At 71.6% G+C, this 16,083-nt stretch carries 17 protein-coding genes; 7 read left to right on the forward strand and 10 right to left on the reverse strand.

The genetic code is table 11. The features are described from left to right. The first annotated feature begins 28 nt into the window (after window positions 1-28). Entirely contained in the window at window positions 29-784 is a 756-nt protein-coding gene (locus EDF33_RS04165) for a hypothetical protein (RefSeq protein ID WP_132099354.1), read from the forward strand. 10 nt (window positions 785-794) lie between these two features. On the opposite strand, the gene EDF33_RS04170 is transcribed toward EDF33_RS04165, so the two are convergent. Beyond that, entirely contained in the window at window positions 795-1,643 is an 849-nt protein-coding gene (locus EDF33_RS04170) for a helix-turn-helix transcriptional regulator (RefSeq protein ID WP_132099355.1), read from the reverse strand. Between the two features lie 86 nt (window positions 1,644-1,729). On the opposite strand from EDF33_RS04170, the gene EDF33_RS04175 reads away from it, so the two are divergent. Continuing rightward, complete coding sequence (locus tag EDF33_RS04175) at window positions 1,730-2,512, forward strand: SDR family oxidoreductase (protein WP_123294593.1); 783 nt, start codon at window positions 1,730-1,732, stop codon at window positions 2,510-2,512. Between the two features lie 91 nt (window positions 2,513-2,603). Here the strand turns inward: EDF33_RS04175 and EDF33_RS04180 are convergent, their stop codons facing one another. The 3 genes from EDF33_RS04180 to EDF33_RS04190 all read right to left on the reverse strand — a co-directional run bounded on the left by EDF33_RS04180 (window position 2,604) and on the right by EDF33_RS04190 (window position 5,081). Next, entirely contained in the window at window positions 2,604-2,927 is a 324-nt protein-coding gene (locus EDF33_RS04180) for a hypothetical protein (RefSeq protein ID WP_132099356.1), read from the reverse strand. Window positions 2,928-3,089: 162 nt separating this feature from the next. Then, a complete protein-coding gene (locus tag EDF33_RS04185; RefSeq protein WP_165918709.1) occupies window positions 3,090-4,097 on the reverse strand; it encodes a putative Ig domain-containing protein in 1,008 nt (335 codons plus the stop codon). A gap of 141 nt (window positions 4,098-4,238) precedes the next feature. Further along, window positions 4,239-5,081 carry a helix-turn-helix transcriptional regulator gene (locus EDF33_RS04190; RefSeq protein ID WP_132099358.1) on the reverse strand — a complete coding sequence of 281 codons (843 nt, stop codon included), beginning with the start codon at window positions 5,079-5,081 and terminating at the stop codon, window positions 4,239-4,241. Between the two features lie 101 nt (window positions 5,082-5,182). Between EDF33_RS04190 and EDF33_RS04195 the strand changes: the two genes are divergently transcribed. Continuing rightward, complete coding sequence (locus EDF33_RS04195) at window positions 5,183-5,866, forward strand: SDR family NAD(P)-dependent oxidoreductase (protein ID WP_123339147.1); 684 nt, start codon at window positions 5,183-5,185, stop codon at window positions 5,864-5,866. Window positions 5,867-5,932: 66 nt separating this feature from the next. Here EDF33_RS04195 and poxB read toward each other — a convergent pair whose 3' ends face one another. Next, the gene (gene poxB / locus EDF33_RS04200) at window positions 5,933-7,657 is read right to left on the reverse strand and encodes a ubiquinone-dependent pyruvate dehydrogenase (RefSeq protein ID WP_131881044.1); all 1,725 of its coding nucleotides are present in this window, start codon (window positions 7,655-7,657) and stop codon (window positions 5,933-5,935) included. Window positions 7,658-7,746: 89 nt separating this feature from the next. On the opposite strand from poxB, the gene EDF33_RS04205 reads away from it, so the two are divergent. Further along, window positions 7,747-8,445 (forward strand): phosphatase PAP2 family protein, encoded by a 699-nt coding sequence (locus EDF33_RS04205; protein WP_131881046.1) that lies wholly within the window; start codon window positions 7,747-7,749, stop codon window positions 8,443-8,445. A gap of 96 nt (window positions 8,446-8,541) precedes the next feature. Here the strand turns inward: EDF33_RS04205 and EDF33_RS04210 are convergent, their stop codons facing one another. After that, a complete protein-coding gene (locus tag EDF33_RS04210; RefSeq protein WP_123339144.1) occupies window positions 8,542-9,783 on the reverse strand; it encodes a multidrug effflux MFS transporter in 1,242 nt (413 codons plus the stop codon). 46 nt (window positions 9,784-9,829) lie between these two features. On the opposite strand from EDF33_RS04210, the gene EDF33_RS04215 reads away from it, so the two are divergent. Then, window positions 9,830-10,270, forward strand: coding sequence for a MarR family winged helix-turn-helix transcriptional regulator (locus EDF33_RS04215; RefSeq protein WP_243692348.1), 441 nt, complete (start codon window positions 9,830-9,832; stop codon window positions 10,268-10,270). Here EDF33_RS04215 and soxR read toward each other — a convergent pair. The 3 genes from soxR to EDF33_RS04230 form a co-directional block, all read right to left on the reverse strand. Beyond that, window positions 10,267-10,749: a redox-sensitive transcriptional activator SoxR gene (soxR, locus tag EDF33_RS04220; RefSeq protein ID WP_111085894.1), complete on the reverse strand. Its 483-nt coding sequence runs from the start codon at window positions 10,747-10,749 to the stop codon at window positions 10,267-10,269. The genes EDF33_RS04215 and soxR overlap by 4 nt on opposite strands. Window positions 10,750-10,846: 97 nt before the next feature. Then, the gene (locus tag EDF33_RS04225; RefSeq protein ID WP_132099359.1) at window positions 10,847-11,893 is read right to left on the reverse strand and encodes a YdcF family protein; all 1,047 of its coding nucleotides are present in this window, start codon (window positions 11,891-11,893) and stop codon (window positions 10,847-10,849) included. 50 nt (window positions 11,894-11,943) lie between these two features. Then, entirely contained in the window at window positions 11,944-12,399 is a 456-nt protein-coding gene (locus EDF33_RS04230; protein WP_132099360.1) for a DUF1801 domain-containing protein, read from the reverse strand. A gap of 111 nt (window positions 12,400-12,510) precedes the next feature. Between EDF33_RS04230 and mgrA the strand changes: the two genes are divergently transcribed. After that, window positions 12,511-13,554, forward strand: coding sequence for an L-glyceraldehyde 3-phosphate reductase (gene mgrA, locus EDF33_RS04235; RefSeq protein ID WP_123294639.1), 1,044 nt, complete (start codon window positions 12,511-12,513; stop codon window positions 13,552-13,554). 8 nt (window positions 13,555-13,562) lie between these two features. On the opposite strand, the gene EDF33_RS04240 is transcribed toward mgrA, so the two are convergent. After that, window positions 13,563-14,609, reverse strand: coding sequence for an aldo/keto reductase (locus EDF33_RS04240; RefSeq protein WP_132099361.1), 1,047 nt, complete (start codon window positions 14,607-14,609; stop codon window positions 13,563-13,565). Window positions 14,610-14,815: 206 nt separating this feature from the next. Here EDF33_RS04240 and EDF33_RS04245 point away from each other — a divergent pair, with 206 nt between their 5' ends. Further along, complete coding sequence (locus EDF33_RS04245; protein ID WP_132099362.1) at window positions 14,816-16,081, forward strand: MFS transporter; 1,266 nt, start codon at window positions 14,816-14,818, stop codon at window positions 16,079-16,081. Window positions 16,082-16,083 lie beyond the last annotated feature (2 nt).

Raw genomic sequence — 16,083 nt, forward strand, 5'->3', positions numbered from 1 at the left:
CGACATCCGCCGTCGGAGGGAACAGACGATGCCCGGCAACCAGAACCCGCGCGTGCAGGACGGTACGAAGCCACTGCTGGACGACGGTGGCGGTCTTGTGAAGGGTGCCGTCCGGACCACCGGGATCATCATTGCGCTCATGGCATCGACTGTGCTGGCAGCATGCTCCGGAGCGCCGGTTTCGACGCCGACCCGGACCGTTATCGCGACCGCGACCGCGACCGCGAGTGCCGTCGCGCCGCCGGAGCCGACGGCAGACACGAGCACGCCGACCCCCACCGCGACGGAGGCGGCGTTCAGCCTGTCGGACCCCGCCACCTGGACGATCTCGGCGGAGGAGGTCGGCCCGATCGCCCTCGGTGGCGAACTCCAGGGGGAGATCGACGACCTGTCTGCGGCCTACACCCGCAGCTCGGATGCGTGCCCGGCCAGCCCGGAGACTTCGTTCTGGGAGAGCGCCGATGCGCCTTGGCTCGCTGTCGTCCCGCGCGGCGGCAACGTGGCCGGTGTCGCCGTCGGCGGTCTGAGCCCGGAACCGGTGACGACGAACTCGCCCGAGACCGCAGCCGGGATCGGTGTCGGCACTGCGCTGGCCGAGGTGCAGTCCGCGTACCCGGACCTGCAGTACACGGGCACCTACGGCGAGGAACAAGGACCGTTCTCGCTGTGGAGTGTCCAGATCGGCGGAAGTTACATCACGTTCCAGCTCGGGGAGGACGGCGCGACGGTCGGCATGATCTGGGTGGGTGCGGTCGCCATGCCGCCGTACGAGTACTGCGCCTGACGGGCCGTCGTTACCGACTGGGGGAATCGACACCCAGCAGGCCGAGGAGCGCGGGCGCGTCGGCATCGGGTGACCCGGGCGGGGCCGTGTAGAGGACGAGGTGCTGGTCCCGATCCGTCAACGCGAGGCTGTCGCAGTCGACCGTCACCGCCCCCACCGCCGGGTGGTCGAACGTCTTGGTGAGCACCGGTGTCGTCTGCACGTCGTGGCGATCCCACAGGCGCGCGAACACCGGGTTGCCGTCACGGAGTTCCTCGACGAGACCGACGACGTCAGGGTCGTCCGGGTAACGCGTTCGGCTCGTCCTAAGTTGCATGACGACGTGCCGCTGAAACTCGGCGCCGTCCGAGATTCCGTAGGGCCGAGCTGCCTGGTGGACGGCTTCGGTCGGGAAGGCGCGGCGGGCGAGGTTCCGGTCGGCCGGTGCGAGCAACGCGAAGTCCTCCATGAGCGCCGCCGCGAGGGGGTTCCAGGCGAGGACCTCGAAGCTGGCGGACAAGACGATCGCAGCGGTCTGCGGCAATCGTTCGACGAGCGCGAGGATGCTCGGGCGCACGTCACGCTGGACTCGGCCGACCTGCAACGGTGCCGTGCCGGACAAGGCGTGCAGGTGCTCCGACTCCGCCGATGTCAGCAGGAGCGATCCTGCGATTCCGGCGAGTACTTCTGCTGACGGGCGGGGCGCACGCCCCTGCTCGAGCCGGACGTAGTACTCCGTGGAGATGTGGGCGAGGACCGCTACTTCCTCACGGCGGAGGCCAGGCGTCCGGCGGCGCGACCCGGTCGGCAGTCCGACGTCCTCGGGGCGCAACCGCTCACGTCGTGAGCGGAGGAAGGCGGCGAGTTCCGGCTTGTCCATGACCCGAGTCTCCACCGGTTCCGGCCGGAGATCCTGGTACCGCTCGTACCTGTATCCGCACGCTCCCTCGGCGTGACGCTGAGCGCATGACGAACGACATCACATCCAACCCGATCGGCCTCTTGCCCGACAAGGTCATCCTCATCACCGGCGCGAGCCGTGGCATCGGCGCCGCGGCTGCTCGGCTCTTCGCGGATGAAGGCGCCCGTGTGGTCCTCGCTGCCCGCAGCGCCCACGCACTCGAGGGGATCGTCGCCGAAGTCCGTGCGGCCGGGGGCACGGCAGACGCTGTCGCACTCGACCTCGCGGACCCGGACAGCATCCGCGCGGCCGTCGAGCAGGTCGACGAGCTGCACGGCCGACTCGACGGGGCGTTCAACAACGGCGCCGCGATCCAGCAGCCCGGACCGCTCGACACCACCAGCGACGAGGACATCGATACCCAGTTCGCCGTGAACTTCCGCGGTCACTGGGTGGCGATGACCGCCGAGGCCGCGCTGATGCGTCGCTCCGGCGGCGGCGCGATCGTCAACACGTCGAGCATCGGCAGCCGCCGCGCGAACCCGGCGCTGCCGGCGTACGGCGCGATGAAGCGCGCACTGAACAGCATCACCGAGACGGCCGCGGTGACCTGGGCGCCCGAGCACATCCGGGTGAACGGGATCACGCCGGGTGGCACCGCGACCGAGATGATCGAAGCGTGGGAGGCGGCGACGCCTGGCGTCACCGCCCAGATCACCGCTTCGGTCCCACTCGGGCGGATGGCTGAGCCAGCGGAGGTCGCCGAGGTCGCCGCGTGGTTGCTCAGCGACCGCGCGGCGATGGTGACGGGGGCGATCGTTCCGGTCGACGGGGGTGCCGGGGCCTGACGCCCACCGCTACGCTGGAAGCACGACGGGCCGGCTACCGGAACGTCGCCAGCCAAAGGCCCCGCTTGCGGGGCCTTTGTTCGTGCACCCGTCAGTGCTGCTTCCGGCGGCGGACGGCCTGCAGTGCGACGACCGCGGCACCGATGACGGCGAGACCGCCGGCCCAGGGGAGCAGGTGCATCGCGTCCGACCCCGTGTAGGCGAGCTCCCCGGTGGTCACGGTCGGAGTGGCGACCGTGCCCGTGGGGGAGACGGCCAGAGCCGCGGTGGGCTGGACCACGACCGTGAAGGCGGTCGCGAACCCGCTCGAGGCGACCTCGAGGGAGTGCGTCGACGCCTCGGGGAACGTGACGTCGGTCGCGACCCACGGATCGCGGCTCGGCGTGATGACGTCGGAAGCGTGATCCGAGGTCACCGTGAACGGCACCGGGTAGCCGTCGGCGTCGTCGACCTCGTTGCCGAAGCGGTCGACCAGGTGGCCGCTGACGAGCAGGGTCCCGCCCTGGTCGATGGTGGGCCGGCCGCCCTCGAACCCGACCCCGAACCCGATGTACCCACCGTCGGGCTGACGGGTGGTCTAGTTCTCGAACGTCCAGACGGTGCCGTTGCGTTCGATGACCCAGCTGGTGGAGTGCGCGGTGAGGAAGGTGTCCTTGTCCTCGGCGGTGACCTCCACGCCGAGCGGTGCGGCGGCGTCGATCGTGATGTTGACGTACTGCGACGCGGTCGTGGTGCCGCTCGTCGCCACGATGCGGAACGCGTAGGTGCCGGAGTAGCGGGGTTTCCCGGAGAGCGCGCCGGTGGCGTGGTCCAGGGACAGGCCGTACGGCAGGTACCCGGACTCGTCACCGTCGTCCTCGCTCGCGTACGGATCGTCGAGCGAGTAGTAGGCGGCCGAGTACGTCGGTGCGGGGAAGCCCTCGGCGGCGAACGTGTGGGTGAAACGCTCACCTGCGACCGCGGAGAACGTGATCGGGTCGTCTTCGGTCGAGGCCTCCGGGAAGGCCGCCGCGTGCGTGACGACGGCCGTCGTGGTCGTCGCGGACTCGTCGGTGTCGCTGGTGATCGTGACGCTGATGGTCTTGCCGGCGTCCGCGGCAGCGACGACGTACGAGTCGGTGGTGGTCGGCAGGATCGCGTCGCCGCTGGCCCACGTGTAGGTCAGCTCGCCGGTGAAGTCGTGCCCGGTCGCCGTCAGGGTGCTGCCGACGGTCGCGTCCCCGGCGATCGTCACGGTCGGCGTCGCGGCCGGTTCTGCTGTGACGGGCGCGGTGGGATCGGGGGTCGCAGTCGCGGCCGGCGTGCTGACCGGCAGGGACGGTTCCGCGGTGGGATCAGCTGTCGCCTCGGCCGTCGGCGTGGACGTCGCCGCGGGAACCGGCGGAGCCGACTCGTCAGCGCCGTCGGCCGTGCTGTCAGTGCCCTGCGCCGGGGACGCGGTCGCGGTGCTCGTCGGCGCGACGGGCTGCTCGTCGGCGAAGGCGGTCGTGGCCGTCAACGCGCCGAAGCCGGTGCTCAGGCCGATGACGGCGATGGTCGCGCCGATCGCGCAGGCGCGTCGAAGTGTTGCAGTGCTGTGCTGCACGGGTGGTCCCCTCGGGTGTGCAGTCCGGCAGGAGACCGGACGTCTGAGATCGCCGGAAGCCGGCGCTCTCGGATCGTAGCCAACCTTGGAACGGGCTGAGGGCCACGTCGCGAGCATCCCCCACGAATTGGGGGCGAGTGCTCACTCCACCAACGACTGCGTCCCCAGCACGATCGCCAGCGCCAACCGCTCGGCGTCCACCGACCCGGGCACCGCCGTGTACGCCAGGATCCGCAGGTCTTCCGGCCCGACGACCAGGGTGTCGCAATCGAGTGTGATGAGCCCGACGTCGGGGTGGTCGATCACCTTGCGGCGGGCCGTCTCGCCCAGGGCCGTCGCACCCGAGTCCCACAGTTCGACGAACCGCGGGCTCGCCGCCCGCAGGTCCCGCACGAGCTGCTGCAACTGCCGGTCGAGCGGGTAGCGGGCCGCGGTCATCCGGAGTCCGGCGACCAGGTTCTCCTCGAACGCCGCCTGTTCCGCGGGCGTGTGCACGGCGCGGCTGCCGGCACCGACCAGGTGCCGCCAGGCGGTGTTCCGTTCGTTCCCGCGCATCCCGCCGATCGGCCCCATCAGGGCTTCGTGCGGAGCGTTGGTCACGAGCAGGTTCCCGGCGGCGTCGAGCACCGCGACCGGGGTGTCCGCCAGCCGGTCGAGCAGCCGCTGCACGCTCGGCGGGATCCGCGACGGCACGACGTCCGCGCCCGGGGCCGCGTGCCCGGCGAGCCGGTACAGCAGCCCGCGTTCGGCGTCCGAGACCCGGAGGGCACGCGTCAGCGCCTCGACCACCTGGGCGGACGGCGACGTCGCGCGACCCTGCTCCAGGCGGGTCAGGTAGTCGGCGGAGATCCCCGCGAGGCCCGCGAGTTCCTCACGCCGCAGTCCCGCCGCCCGACGTCGTGGCCCGACGGTCATGCCGGCCGCAGCCGGGGTGACGTGGTCGCGGAGCCGTCGCAGGGTGTGCCCGAAGTCCGTGTCCGCCATGCCCCCAGTCTGCGCGCACGTCGCGGCCGCGTCCTGGCCCCACCAGTCCTACGACAACCGGGCGACTCCCTGCCGACCGCGTCGAGCGTGACGCTGGACCCATGACAACGACACTCATCACCGGCGCCACCCGTGGCCTCGGCAAGGAAACCGCCCGCCAGCTCGTCGCAGCCGGCCACACCGTCTGGATCGGCGCTCGCGACGCCGACCAGGGAGCGGCCGTCGCCGCCGAGATCGGCGCCCGCTCCGTGCAGCTCGACGTCCGCGACGACGACTCGGTCGCCGCAGCCTTCGCGCACATCGACGCGAACGGCGGCCTGGACGTCCTGGTCAACAACGCCGGCATCGCGATGTGGGGTCTCAACGGACCGGACGCGCTCGCCGTGTTCGACACGAACGCCGTCGGCATCGTCCGCACGACCGAGGCCGCGTTGCCGATCCTGCGCCGATCGGCCAGCCCCCTCGTCGTCAACGTCGGCAGCGCGCTCGGCTCGTTCACGGCGGTCCACGACCCGGACAGTGCGGCGTCGACCGTGCAGGCCGCGGTCTACGGCGCGAGCAAGTCGGCCGTCTCGATGCTCACGGTGCAGTACGCCCGCATCGCACCCGAGGTGCGCTTCGTGGTGCTCGAGCCCGGCTACACGGCGACCGAGCTCGGTGGGGTGCCGAACCCGCACGGTCGCCCCGTCGAGGTGAGCGCGGCGACCGTCGCGGCCGCCGCGAGCGTGGGCCCGGAGGGCCCGACCGGCGTGTTCCTGGAGGACGGCCAGCCGCTCGGGTGGTGACGTCGTGACGGACTGGAGGCACGGTGCCAGCTGGCACCGTGCCTCCAGTCCGCCGTGCGGTCGCGTCTACAGCAGCTGACGCGCGTTGGTCGACGCGAGGTCCAGCAGCTCGTCGCCGCGACCGGACAGCACCGTGCGGATGGCGTAGAGCGTGAAGCCCTTCGCCTGCTCGAGCGTGACCGCCGGGGGCATCGACAGCTCCTGCCGGTTCGCGCGGACGGACACGAGCGCGGGACCGTCGTGCGCGAGCGCGGCGGCCATCGCGTCCTCGAAGTCGTCGGACACGTCGACCTTGAAGCCCTTGATGCCGATCGCCTCGGCGACCGTGGCGAAGTCCGGGTTCTGCAGCTCGGTGCCGTAGTTCACGAACCCGGCGGCCTTCATCTCGAGCTCGACGAAGTTCAGCGACGAGTTGTCGAACACGACGATCTTCACGGGCAGCTTGTTCTGCACGATCGTGATGAGCTCGCCGAGCAGCATCGTCAGGCCGCCGTCACCCGCGAGTGCGATCACCTGGCGGTCCGGGAACGCCGTCTGCGCACCGATCGCCTGCGGGACCGCGTTCGCCATCGTGCCGTGCACGAACGAGCCGATCAGGCGACGCTTGCCGTTCATCGTCAGGTAGCGCGAGGCCCACACGACGGGGGAGCCGACGTCGGGGATGAACACCGCGTCGTCGGCGGCGATCCGGTCGAGCACACGCGCGACGTACTGCGGGTGCAGCGGCTTCTTCCGGCCCGCGGGGACGGCCAGGTCGTCGAGCTTCTCGCGGGTCTTCCGGTAGTGCTTCAGGGCGTTGTCGAGGTGCGTCGTCGGGTGCGACCCGGTCAGCAGGGGGATGAGGGCGAGCGCGGTGTCCTTCACGGTGCCGACCAGGCCGATGTCGACCGGGTGCCGTCGGCCGAGCTGCGACCCGCGGATGTCCACCTGTACGTGCTTCGCCTTGGCCGGGAAGAACTGCTGGTACGGGAAGTCGGTGCCGAGCATGAGCACGACGTCGGCGTCCTCCATGGCGCGGTACCCGGACGCGAAACCGAGCAGGCCCGTCATACCGACGTCGTAGGGGTTGTCCCACTCGATGTGCTCCTTGCCGCGCAGGGCATGCACGATCGGGGCCTGCAGCCGTTCGGCCAGCGCGATGACCTCGTCGTGGGCGCCGGCGACGCCCGCTCCGGCCAGGATCGTGACCTTGTCGGCGCCGTTCAGCAGCTCGGCGGTGCGGAGCAGCTCGGCCTCACTCGGCACGATGCGGGGCGTCGTGCGCTCGATGCGGGTGGTGCGGTCGTCCTTCGCCTCGGCGAGCAGGACGTCGCCGGGGATGACGAGCACCGCGACCCCGCGCTTCTCGACGGCCTCGCGCATCGCGATCTCGAGCAGGCGCGGCATCTGGGTCGGGTCCGCGACGTACTCGACGTAGACCGAGCACTCGCGGAACAGCTCCTGCGGGTGAGTCTCCTGGAAGTAGCCGGAGCCGATCTCGGCGGTGGGGATGTGTGCGGCGATCGCGAGGACCGGGACGCGCGACCGGTTGGCGTCGAACAGGCCGTTGACCAGGTGCAGGTTGCCGGGGCCGCAGCTGCCGGCGCAGACCGCGAGCTCGCCGGTCAGTTCGGCCTCGGCGCTCGCGGCGAAGGCGGCGGCCTCCTCGTGGCGGACGTGCTCCCACCGGATCGTGCCGTCCTTGCGCAGCGCGTCGGTGAAGCCGTTGAGGGAGTCCCCCGGCAGGCCGTAGACGCGGGCGACGTCGTTCTTGCGGAGGGTGGCGACGATGTTCTCGGCAACGGTTGGCATGCCTCCTGTCTACTCGCGGGCGGCTGCGCTGAGTGCTTTCAGAGGCTCGCCGGGCCCGTGGTCGGAGTCCGGGCTGGGACGATGGTCGGATGACCGACGCGCCGCTGCTCCGCCCCCGCCGACCGGAGTCCGACGGCGCCGGGATCCTCGAGCCGTCGCCCTACCCGCTCGTCTCCGTCGCGATCGCGGTCATCGCCGTGGTCGTCATCACGCTCATCGGGTTCGCCCTCGGCACGGTCGACCTCGGACTGTCGAAGGCACTGAACGCGCTGCACACCGGCGCGATCGGGGCGTTCACCACGGCGGTCTACCACGTCATCAGTCCGGGTCCGGCGATCGGGATCACCGTCGTCGTCGTGGCCGTGATCTGGTGGCGCACCCGGAGTCTCCGTCCGGCCCTGGCCTTCGGCGGCACGATCGCCATCACGTGGGTGCCGTCCGCGGTCGTGAAGGAGATCGTCCACCGAGCCAGGCCCGACGTCGCCGTCCTGCCGCACCCGTTCCCGGTGCAGCCCGACCCCGGGTACCCGAGCGGGCACACCGTCTACATCACGGCGTTCGTGATCGCGCTGATCTGGCTGCTGCGCGAGACCCGGTGGCACCGACTGGCGCTGACGCTCGGGATCGTCGCGATCGTCGTCGTGTTCTTCTCGGTGTCGATCGACGCCGTGCACTACCCGACCGACGCGGTGGCCTCGATCCTGTGGGCGCTCGCCGTGGCCCCGGGGGTGCGGGTGGTGTGGGTCGACTGGCTCATGCCGCGGATCCCGTTCCTGCGGGGTCGGTAGTCGACGGGGCTGCCGACCCGGAACGACGTCCTGCTTGTCGTGCGACGTCGATGATGTCGTTCCGAGTCGGCCCCGACCGAGTCGGCGCCGACCGGGTCAGGCCAGGCGGGTGCGGCCCCGGGCGACGAGCAGCGCCACGACGGCCACCACGGCGGACGCGAGCATCACGATCGCCAGCGGTGCCGCCGTCACCGAGCCGCCGATGCTGACGAGCGGGGACACCAGCGCCGCGAGCCCGAACTGCAGCGCCCCGAGCACGGCCGACGCGCTGCCGGCAGCGGCGGGGACAGCACCGAGCGCCAGCGCCGTGGCGTTGCCGAGCACCAGGCCGAGCGAGCCGACCGCGGTGAACAGCGGGACCGCGAGCCAGAACACGGGTGCCGCGAAGACGACGAGCAGCGCGAACGCGACCGTCGACGCGAACACCAGGGCGATGCCGAGCGACAGCACGCCGGTGACCGAACGGGTCTCGGTGAGCTTGGCGGACACGATGCTCACACCCATCAGGGCCAGCGCGTTCAGCCCGAACGCCAGGCCGTAGCCGACGGTGCCGAGCCCGATCATGTCCTGGTACAGGAACGGCGAGGCGGAGATGTACGCCATCATCACGGCGAACGCGAAACCGAACACGGCGATGTAGCCGAGGAAGGTGCGGGAGCGCAGCGCACGGAGCGGCGAACCGGAGCCCTTCCGCTCCTCGCGCAGCACGTCGCGGTGCGCCTTCAGGTGGGTCTCACGGATGACGGCGAGCACCGCGACGAGCATGACCACGGACAGACCGAGGACGATCGACAGCAGGCCGCGCCAGCCGATCGGACCGGTGAGCAGGCCACCGAGCAGCGGAGCGACGACTGGGGCGACCCCGCCGACGATCATCATGAGCGAGAACGCGCGGGCTGCGGGCTTGCCGGTCGCCAGGTCGGAGATGACCGCACGGCTGATCACCATGCCGGCCGCACCGCCCAGGCCCTGCAGGAGTCGAGCCGCGATGAGCACGCCGATGTTCGGTGCGAACACGGCGGCGACGCTCGCGAGGACGCACAGTGCCGCGCCGGCGATGAGCGGCGGCACGCGGCCGAACCGGTCGGACAGCGGGCCGAAGACGAGCTGGCCGGCCGTGACGCCGACCAGGAACGCGGTCAGCGTGAGCTGCACGGTGGTGGCGCTCGCACCGAGCTCGGTGGTCATCTGCGGGAACGCCGGCAGGTACAGGTCGGTGGCGAAGGGGGCGACGGCGCTGAGCAGGCCGAGCACCAGCAGCAGCGGTGTCGTGATGCCCTGCTGCCTGGTCGTGGGTGTCGCGGCGTGCGCGCGGATGGTTCCGGTGTCCGTGGTCATTGTTATGAAAGCATAACTCATTGCCGATCCTCGGTACAGTACGGACATGCACTCCGCCGTGTCCGACCACGTCCTCGCCGACCTCGCCGACGTCGTGCTGCGGATCTCGCGGGAGATCGACCCGCACGGTGCCGGGGCACTCGACATCGTGCCGCTCACCGGGACCGAGGCGCTCGTGATGCGCTGGGTCGACCGCAACCCGGGCACCTCGCCGAGCGCGACGGCCGAGGCGACGGCACTCAAGCGCAGCAACCTCAGCGTCGCGCTGCGGTCCCTGGTGGAGAAGGGGATGGTCGAACGTCGGCAGGACCCGGACGATGCGCGGACCGTGCAGCTGCACTCGACCGACGTGGCGCGGGAGAGCATCGGACGCCTCCGCGCGCACTGGGCCGGCAAGCTCCGCGCCGCGCTCGGCGACGACGACGCCGGGTTGCCCGAGGCCCTCGCGCTGCTCGACCGGATCGACGAGGCACTCCGCGGGGTCTAGTCCTGCGGGGCGTCGTCCTCGATCGGCAGCAGCCGCCGAGCGCCGTGGCCTTCGTCGCCGAGCGTGTCGCCCGGGTTCACGACCGAGCACGCCCCGAGCGAGACGCAGCCGCACCCGATGCACTGCGTCATCTCCTGCTGCAGCCGCTCGAGTTCGAGCTGGCGTGCCCGCAGCCGTGCGCGCCACCGTTCGTTCAGCCGGTTCCAGTCGCGCAGGGACGGCATCCGGTCGGCCGGCAGCGTGCCGAACTGCTCGGCGACCTCGCTGAGCGGGATGCCGAGGCGCTTCGCCACCTGGATGATCGCGATCCGCCGTTCGACGTGTCGCGGGTACATCCGGGTGCCGCCGTCGGTGCGCTCGGGCCGGATCAGGCCCTTGCGCTCGTAGAAGTGCAGGGCCGACGCGGCGACGCCGGTGCGTCGGACGATCTCGCCGATCGGGAGCAGGTCGGTCGGGCGGGGCGGCTGGATCTCGACCATGGTCGAGATCCTACGGTGGATCTCGACGCGACGAACGGGCGGACGGGAGGCCCGTGGCGGGCCCGCCACGGGCCTCCCGTCCGCCCGTCGGTCGCGTCTACCGCTGCTGGAACGACTCCCAGAGCAGGAACGCGGTGAACAGGACGAACGGCGTGCACGCCACCACGTTGAGCCAGCGGTGTTCGACGACCACCGCGACGAACTCGCGCAGGAACGCACTCGGCACGTAGTACGGCGCCGTCGGCGAGCCGACCACCTGCGCGGGCAGGCCGAGCCGGCGGGCCAGGGTGGCGGCGCGGAGCACGTGGTAGTCGTTCGTGACCACGACGACCTGACCGTCGCGCCCGGCCTCGGCCTGCACGGCGCGGGAGAACCGCAGGTTCTCGCGGGTGTTGCGGGACTCGGTCTCGGGCCGGACGTCGTCGGGGTCCGCCCCGTTCGCCAGCAGGTAGTCGGCCATCGCGGTGCCCTCGGCGCGCGGTTCGTCGTCGCCCTGCCCGCCGGAGGGGATCAGCAGCGGCCGACGCCCGGCGGCCCGTTCGGCGCGGTACACGACGAGTGCGCGGTCGAGGCGGCTGCGGAGCAGGGGCGGCACCTCACCGCGGACCAGCCCGGAACCGAGGACGACGATCGTGTCCGGCACGCTGCCGTGACGCATCCGGCCGTAGACGACGGAGTACACGGCGAACGCGACGAGGGACACGGCGAAGTACCCGCACACGAACACCATCAGCACGGCGACCGCGATCCGGGCGCCGTCCCAGAGCGTGAACCCCTCGCCGCTCGCGGACACGAACAGCGCGATCGCCACCGCCGGCAGCACGAACACGAGCACCCCCGCGACCAACGACAGGGTGTTGCCGAGACTGCGCCCCTCGGAGCGGAGCATCCGGAACCCGTTCGCGATGAGGGCCACGCCGAGGACGACCACCGCGAGCGGGACGAGCAGCAGCACGGTGCCGACGACCAGGCTGAACCCGGGGACCACGAGCGTCAGCGCGGTCACGGCCGTCGCGAGCGCGAAGAACGCGGCCGCCGTCAGGAAGACGCCGTTCCGGAGCATCCGCGGGTCGCGCCGCCTGCTCGCGACGTACAGCAGCAGGAAGACCAGCGCGAAGCAGGCCGGCACCCCCACGGAGGTCATCGGTCGGCCGAACGGAGCGCGGTCATGCGCTCCACGCTACCGGTCGTGGATCAGGCGACCGCCCGGCGGATCAGGTCGGCGACGGTCGCCTCGTCCGCCTCGGAGAACTCCGGCGTGATCGCCCACGACGTCGGCCAGAACGTCCCGTCGTCGAGCGCGGCAGAGTCCTGGAACCCGAGCGTCGCGTAGCGGGCCTTGAACTTCGCGGCGTCCTGGAAGAAGAACGCCGCCTTGCCGTCCTGGTAGTAGGCGGGCATTCCGTACCAGAGCTTCGGCGCGAGGTCGGGCGCGACCTCGAGCGCGATGCGGTGGATGCGTTCCGCGAGTCCGCGATCCGGCTGGGGCATCTCGGCGATCTTCGCCTCGACCGCGGCGGCGTCCGCTGCCGCCTTCTCCGCCTTGGTGCCCTTCGTGCCGCGGGTGCGTTTGACCTCGGCGGCGTGCTCCTGCATCGCCGCGCGTTCCTCGTCGGTGAAGGTGCCCTCGGTCCTCGTCGTCCGTGCCATGGTGGTGCCCTTCCGTGTCGGTGCGTCGATCATGCACCCGATCGCGCTCGTGGCGCTCGTCCGATCACGCTCGTTGCGCTCGTCCGATGGCGCTGGTGGCAGGCTCGGACCATGACCTACATCGCCAGCGACGACCGCTACGACTCGATGACGTACCGCCGCACCGGCCGCTCGGGCCTCGACCTGCCGCTGCTCTCCCTGGGGTACTGGCACAACTTCGGAGACGACGTGCCGTTCGAGACGCAGCGCGCGATCAGCCGTCGGGCCTTCGACCTCGGCATCACGCACCACGACCTCGCGAACAACTACGGCCCGCCCTACGGTGCGGCCGAGGTGAACTTCGGGCGCCTGATGCGTGAGGACTTCCGGCCGTACCGCGACGAGATGGTCGTGTCGACCAAGGCCGGGTGGGACATGTGGCCGGGTCCGTACGGCCAGGGCGGCGGTTCGCGGAAGTACGTGCTCGCCTCGCTCGACCAGTCCCTGCAGCGCACGGGCCTGGACTACGTCGACGTCTTCTACTCGCACCGACTCGACGCCTCGACCCCGCTCGAGGAGACGATGGGCGCGCTGCACACGGCGGTCCAGCAGGGCAAGGCGCTGTACGTCGGCATCTCGTCGTACGACGCGGAACGCAGCCGCCAAGCCGCCGCGATCCTGCGCGACCTCGGCACCCCGCTCCTCATCCACCAGCCGTCGTACTCGATGCTCAACCGCTGGATCGAGACCGAGGGGCTGCTCGACGCCGCCGGCGAGCTGGGCTTCGGCGTGATCGGGTTCACCGCGCTCGCCCAGGGCCTGCTCACCGGCAAGTACCTGGACGGGGTGCCGTCGGACTCCCGTGCCGCCGCCGGCAAGTCGCTCGACGCGTCGAGCATCACCCCGGAGGTCGTCGGGCACCTCCGAGCACTGAACGACGTCGCCGCGGCTCGTGGACAGTCCCTGGCGCAGCTCGCCCTGGCCTGGGCGCTCCGTGACGAGCGGGTGACCTCGCTCGTGATCGGGGCGTCGAAGGTGTCGCAGCTCGAGGACAACGTCGCGGCGCTGGCGAACACCTCGTTCACCGACGAGGAGCTCCGCACCATCGACGAGCACTCCGTCGGCATCACCGACGTCGACCTGTGGGCGGGAGCGCGTGCCGGCGAGGTCTCCTGACCGCGGACCTACGAGCGGTTCGGTCCGGCGCCCACCGGGGTGCGACCGCGGAGTCGCTCGCGGCTGAGCGCCGGCAGCGCGAACCCGGTGTCCCGTTCGAGCACGTGGGTGCCCGGCGCGACGATCGCGTCGATCGCGTCGAGCAGCCCGTCGTCGAGGACGATCTCGGAGGCCTGCACGTAGGCGTCGACGTGCGACACGGTGCGCGGCCCGATCACCACCGAGGACACGTCCGGGTGGGTCAGGGCGAAGGCGACCGCGAGCTCCGACACCGTGAAGCCGGAGTCGTCGGCCAGGCGTCCGAGCCGGTCGGCCACCTCGAGCTTCCGACGGTTCCGCGGGGCGCCGATGTCGTACGCGTCCGGGTGCTCGTCGACGTGCGGTGAGCGTGGTTGGACGGTGCCGTTGCGGTAGGTGCCCGCGAGCCAGCCGCCCGCGAGGGGTGCTCCGGCCAGGACCCCGAGACCGAAACGACGGGCGACCGAGAACACCGTGCGCTCCGCCGTGCGGGTGAGGATCGAGTAGGGCACGTGCGTCGCGGTGGCGCTCTTCGACCCGGACCGGAGCCACTGCGCCTCGACGAGCTCCTCGGCCGGGAACCCGGGGAGGCCGAAGGCTCGGATCTTGCCCTGTGCCACCAGGTCGGCGAGGGCGTCGAGCGTCTCGTCGAGCGACGTCGCCGGGTCCGGCAGCGCCGGCTGGTACAGGTCGATGACGTCGGTGCCGAGTCGCTGCAGGCTCCGCTCCACGGCACGGAACATCCACCGCCTCCCGTTGCCGCGGTGCGCCGGGTCCTGGTCGACCGGGGCGCCGAACCGCACCGACAGGAACACGTCCTCGCGCCGTCCGGCGATCGCCGCGCCCACCGCGGTCTCGGCCAGGCCCGCGCCGTCGGCGTCCGAGACGTCGACCGACGTCACGCCGCGGGTGAGCGCCTCGAGCACGAGGGTCACACCGGCCGACGGGTCGTGGGCCGCGACGCCGGCGACGGCACGCGTCCCCAGCGTCAGCGAGCTGACGGGCGCCCCCGTGCGCCCCATGCGTCGCTGTTCCATGCGCGCCACGATATGGGCCGTGCGGGCCGCAGGACGGTCCGGTGACGAAGCATTACCCCTGGCCCTGACCGGAACGGTTGGTACGATGGGCGCAGTTCTGAAACACGCAGTGTGTATCTACCGGCCGCCGGCTCCCCGGCGGACAACGGCGGCACCCGATGGGTCCGCCCCCACCGAACCGGGCCGGGCCGAGAAGGCACACCCCCATGCTCCACGCCAGTCCCACCCCGTCCGCGCCCGCCCCGGAGCGCACGGACAGCGCGACCGCCGGAGACGCCTCGCTCGTCTCCCTCGCCGGACGCTGGTACTTCCCGGTGGCGTTCATCGCCCGCCTGCCGTTCGCCATGATGGTCGTCGGGGTCCTCACCCTCGTCGTGGCCGCGCGTGACTCCGTCGCCCTCGGCGGCGTCAACTCCGCCTCGGTCGGCATCGGTGCCGCGGTGTTCGGACCGATGGTCGGCGCCGCCGCGGACCGGTTCGGCCAGCGTGCCGTGCTCGTCCCCGTCGGCCTCGTCAACGCGGCGCTGCTCGGCGCGTTCCCCTTCGTCGTCAGCGGCAGCGCGCCGGACCTCGCCGTGCTCGCGATGGCGTTCTGCATCGGGGCGTTCGCGCCCCAGGTCGCGCCGATGTCCCGGACCCGGCTCGTCGCCATCATCGCGCAGCGCATGCGACCGGCCCGCCGCGAGAAGACCCTCAGCGGCACGATGGCGTACGAGTCGGCCGCCGACGAGACCGTCTTCATCATCGGCCCGTTCCTGGTCGGCATCCTCGCCAGCGCGATCGCCCCCTGGGTCGCCGTGGCGGGCGCCTCGGCCCTGACCTTCGTGTTCGTGACCGCCTTCGCGCTGCACCCCACCGGCAAGCTCGTGCTCGGGCAGCACGAGGAACTGACCCAGGCCCCGGCCCGCCAGCTCCTGCGTCCGCGGCTCGTCGTCGTGGTCATCGGGATCCTCGGCATCGGCCTGTTCTTCGGCTCGACGCTGACGTCGCTGACGGCGTTCATGGAGACCCACGGCGAGGCGTCCCAGGCCGGCCTGCTCTACGGCCTGATGGGCATCGGTTCGGCCGGACTCGCCCTCGGGTCCGCAGCGTTCCCGCGGTCGTTCGGCCTCGGCTGGCGCTGGCTCGTGTTCGGTGTCGTCCTGCTCGGCGGCGCGATCGCGTTCTCGCAGGCCGACTCCGTCGTGGCGGTCGGCATCGTCCTGGCGATCATGGGCGTCGGCATCGGCCCGACCCTCGTCGCCCAGTACAGCCTCGGGTCGGACCGTTCACCGGTCGGCCGGTCCGCGACCACGATGACGATCCTCGGATCCGCCGTGATCGTCGGGCAGTCGATCGCGTCCGCCATCACCGGCGACCTGGCGGAGCAGCACGGCACGTCCGTCGCGATGGTGCTCCCCGCGGCCTCGGCAGCGGTCGTCGTGCTGGCGGCCGTCGTCAACCTGCTGCTGCGGCGCCGTACCGCCGCCTGACG

The organism is Curtobacterium sp. PhB146 (assembly GCF_004342995.1).
Lineage (GTDB): Bacteria > Actinomycetota > Actinomycetes > Actinomycetales > Microbacteriaceae > Curtobacterium.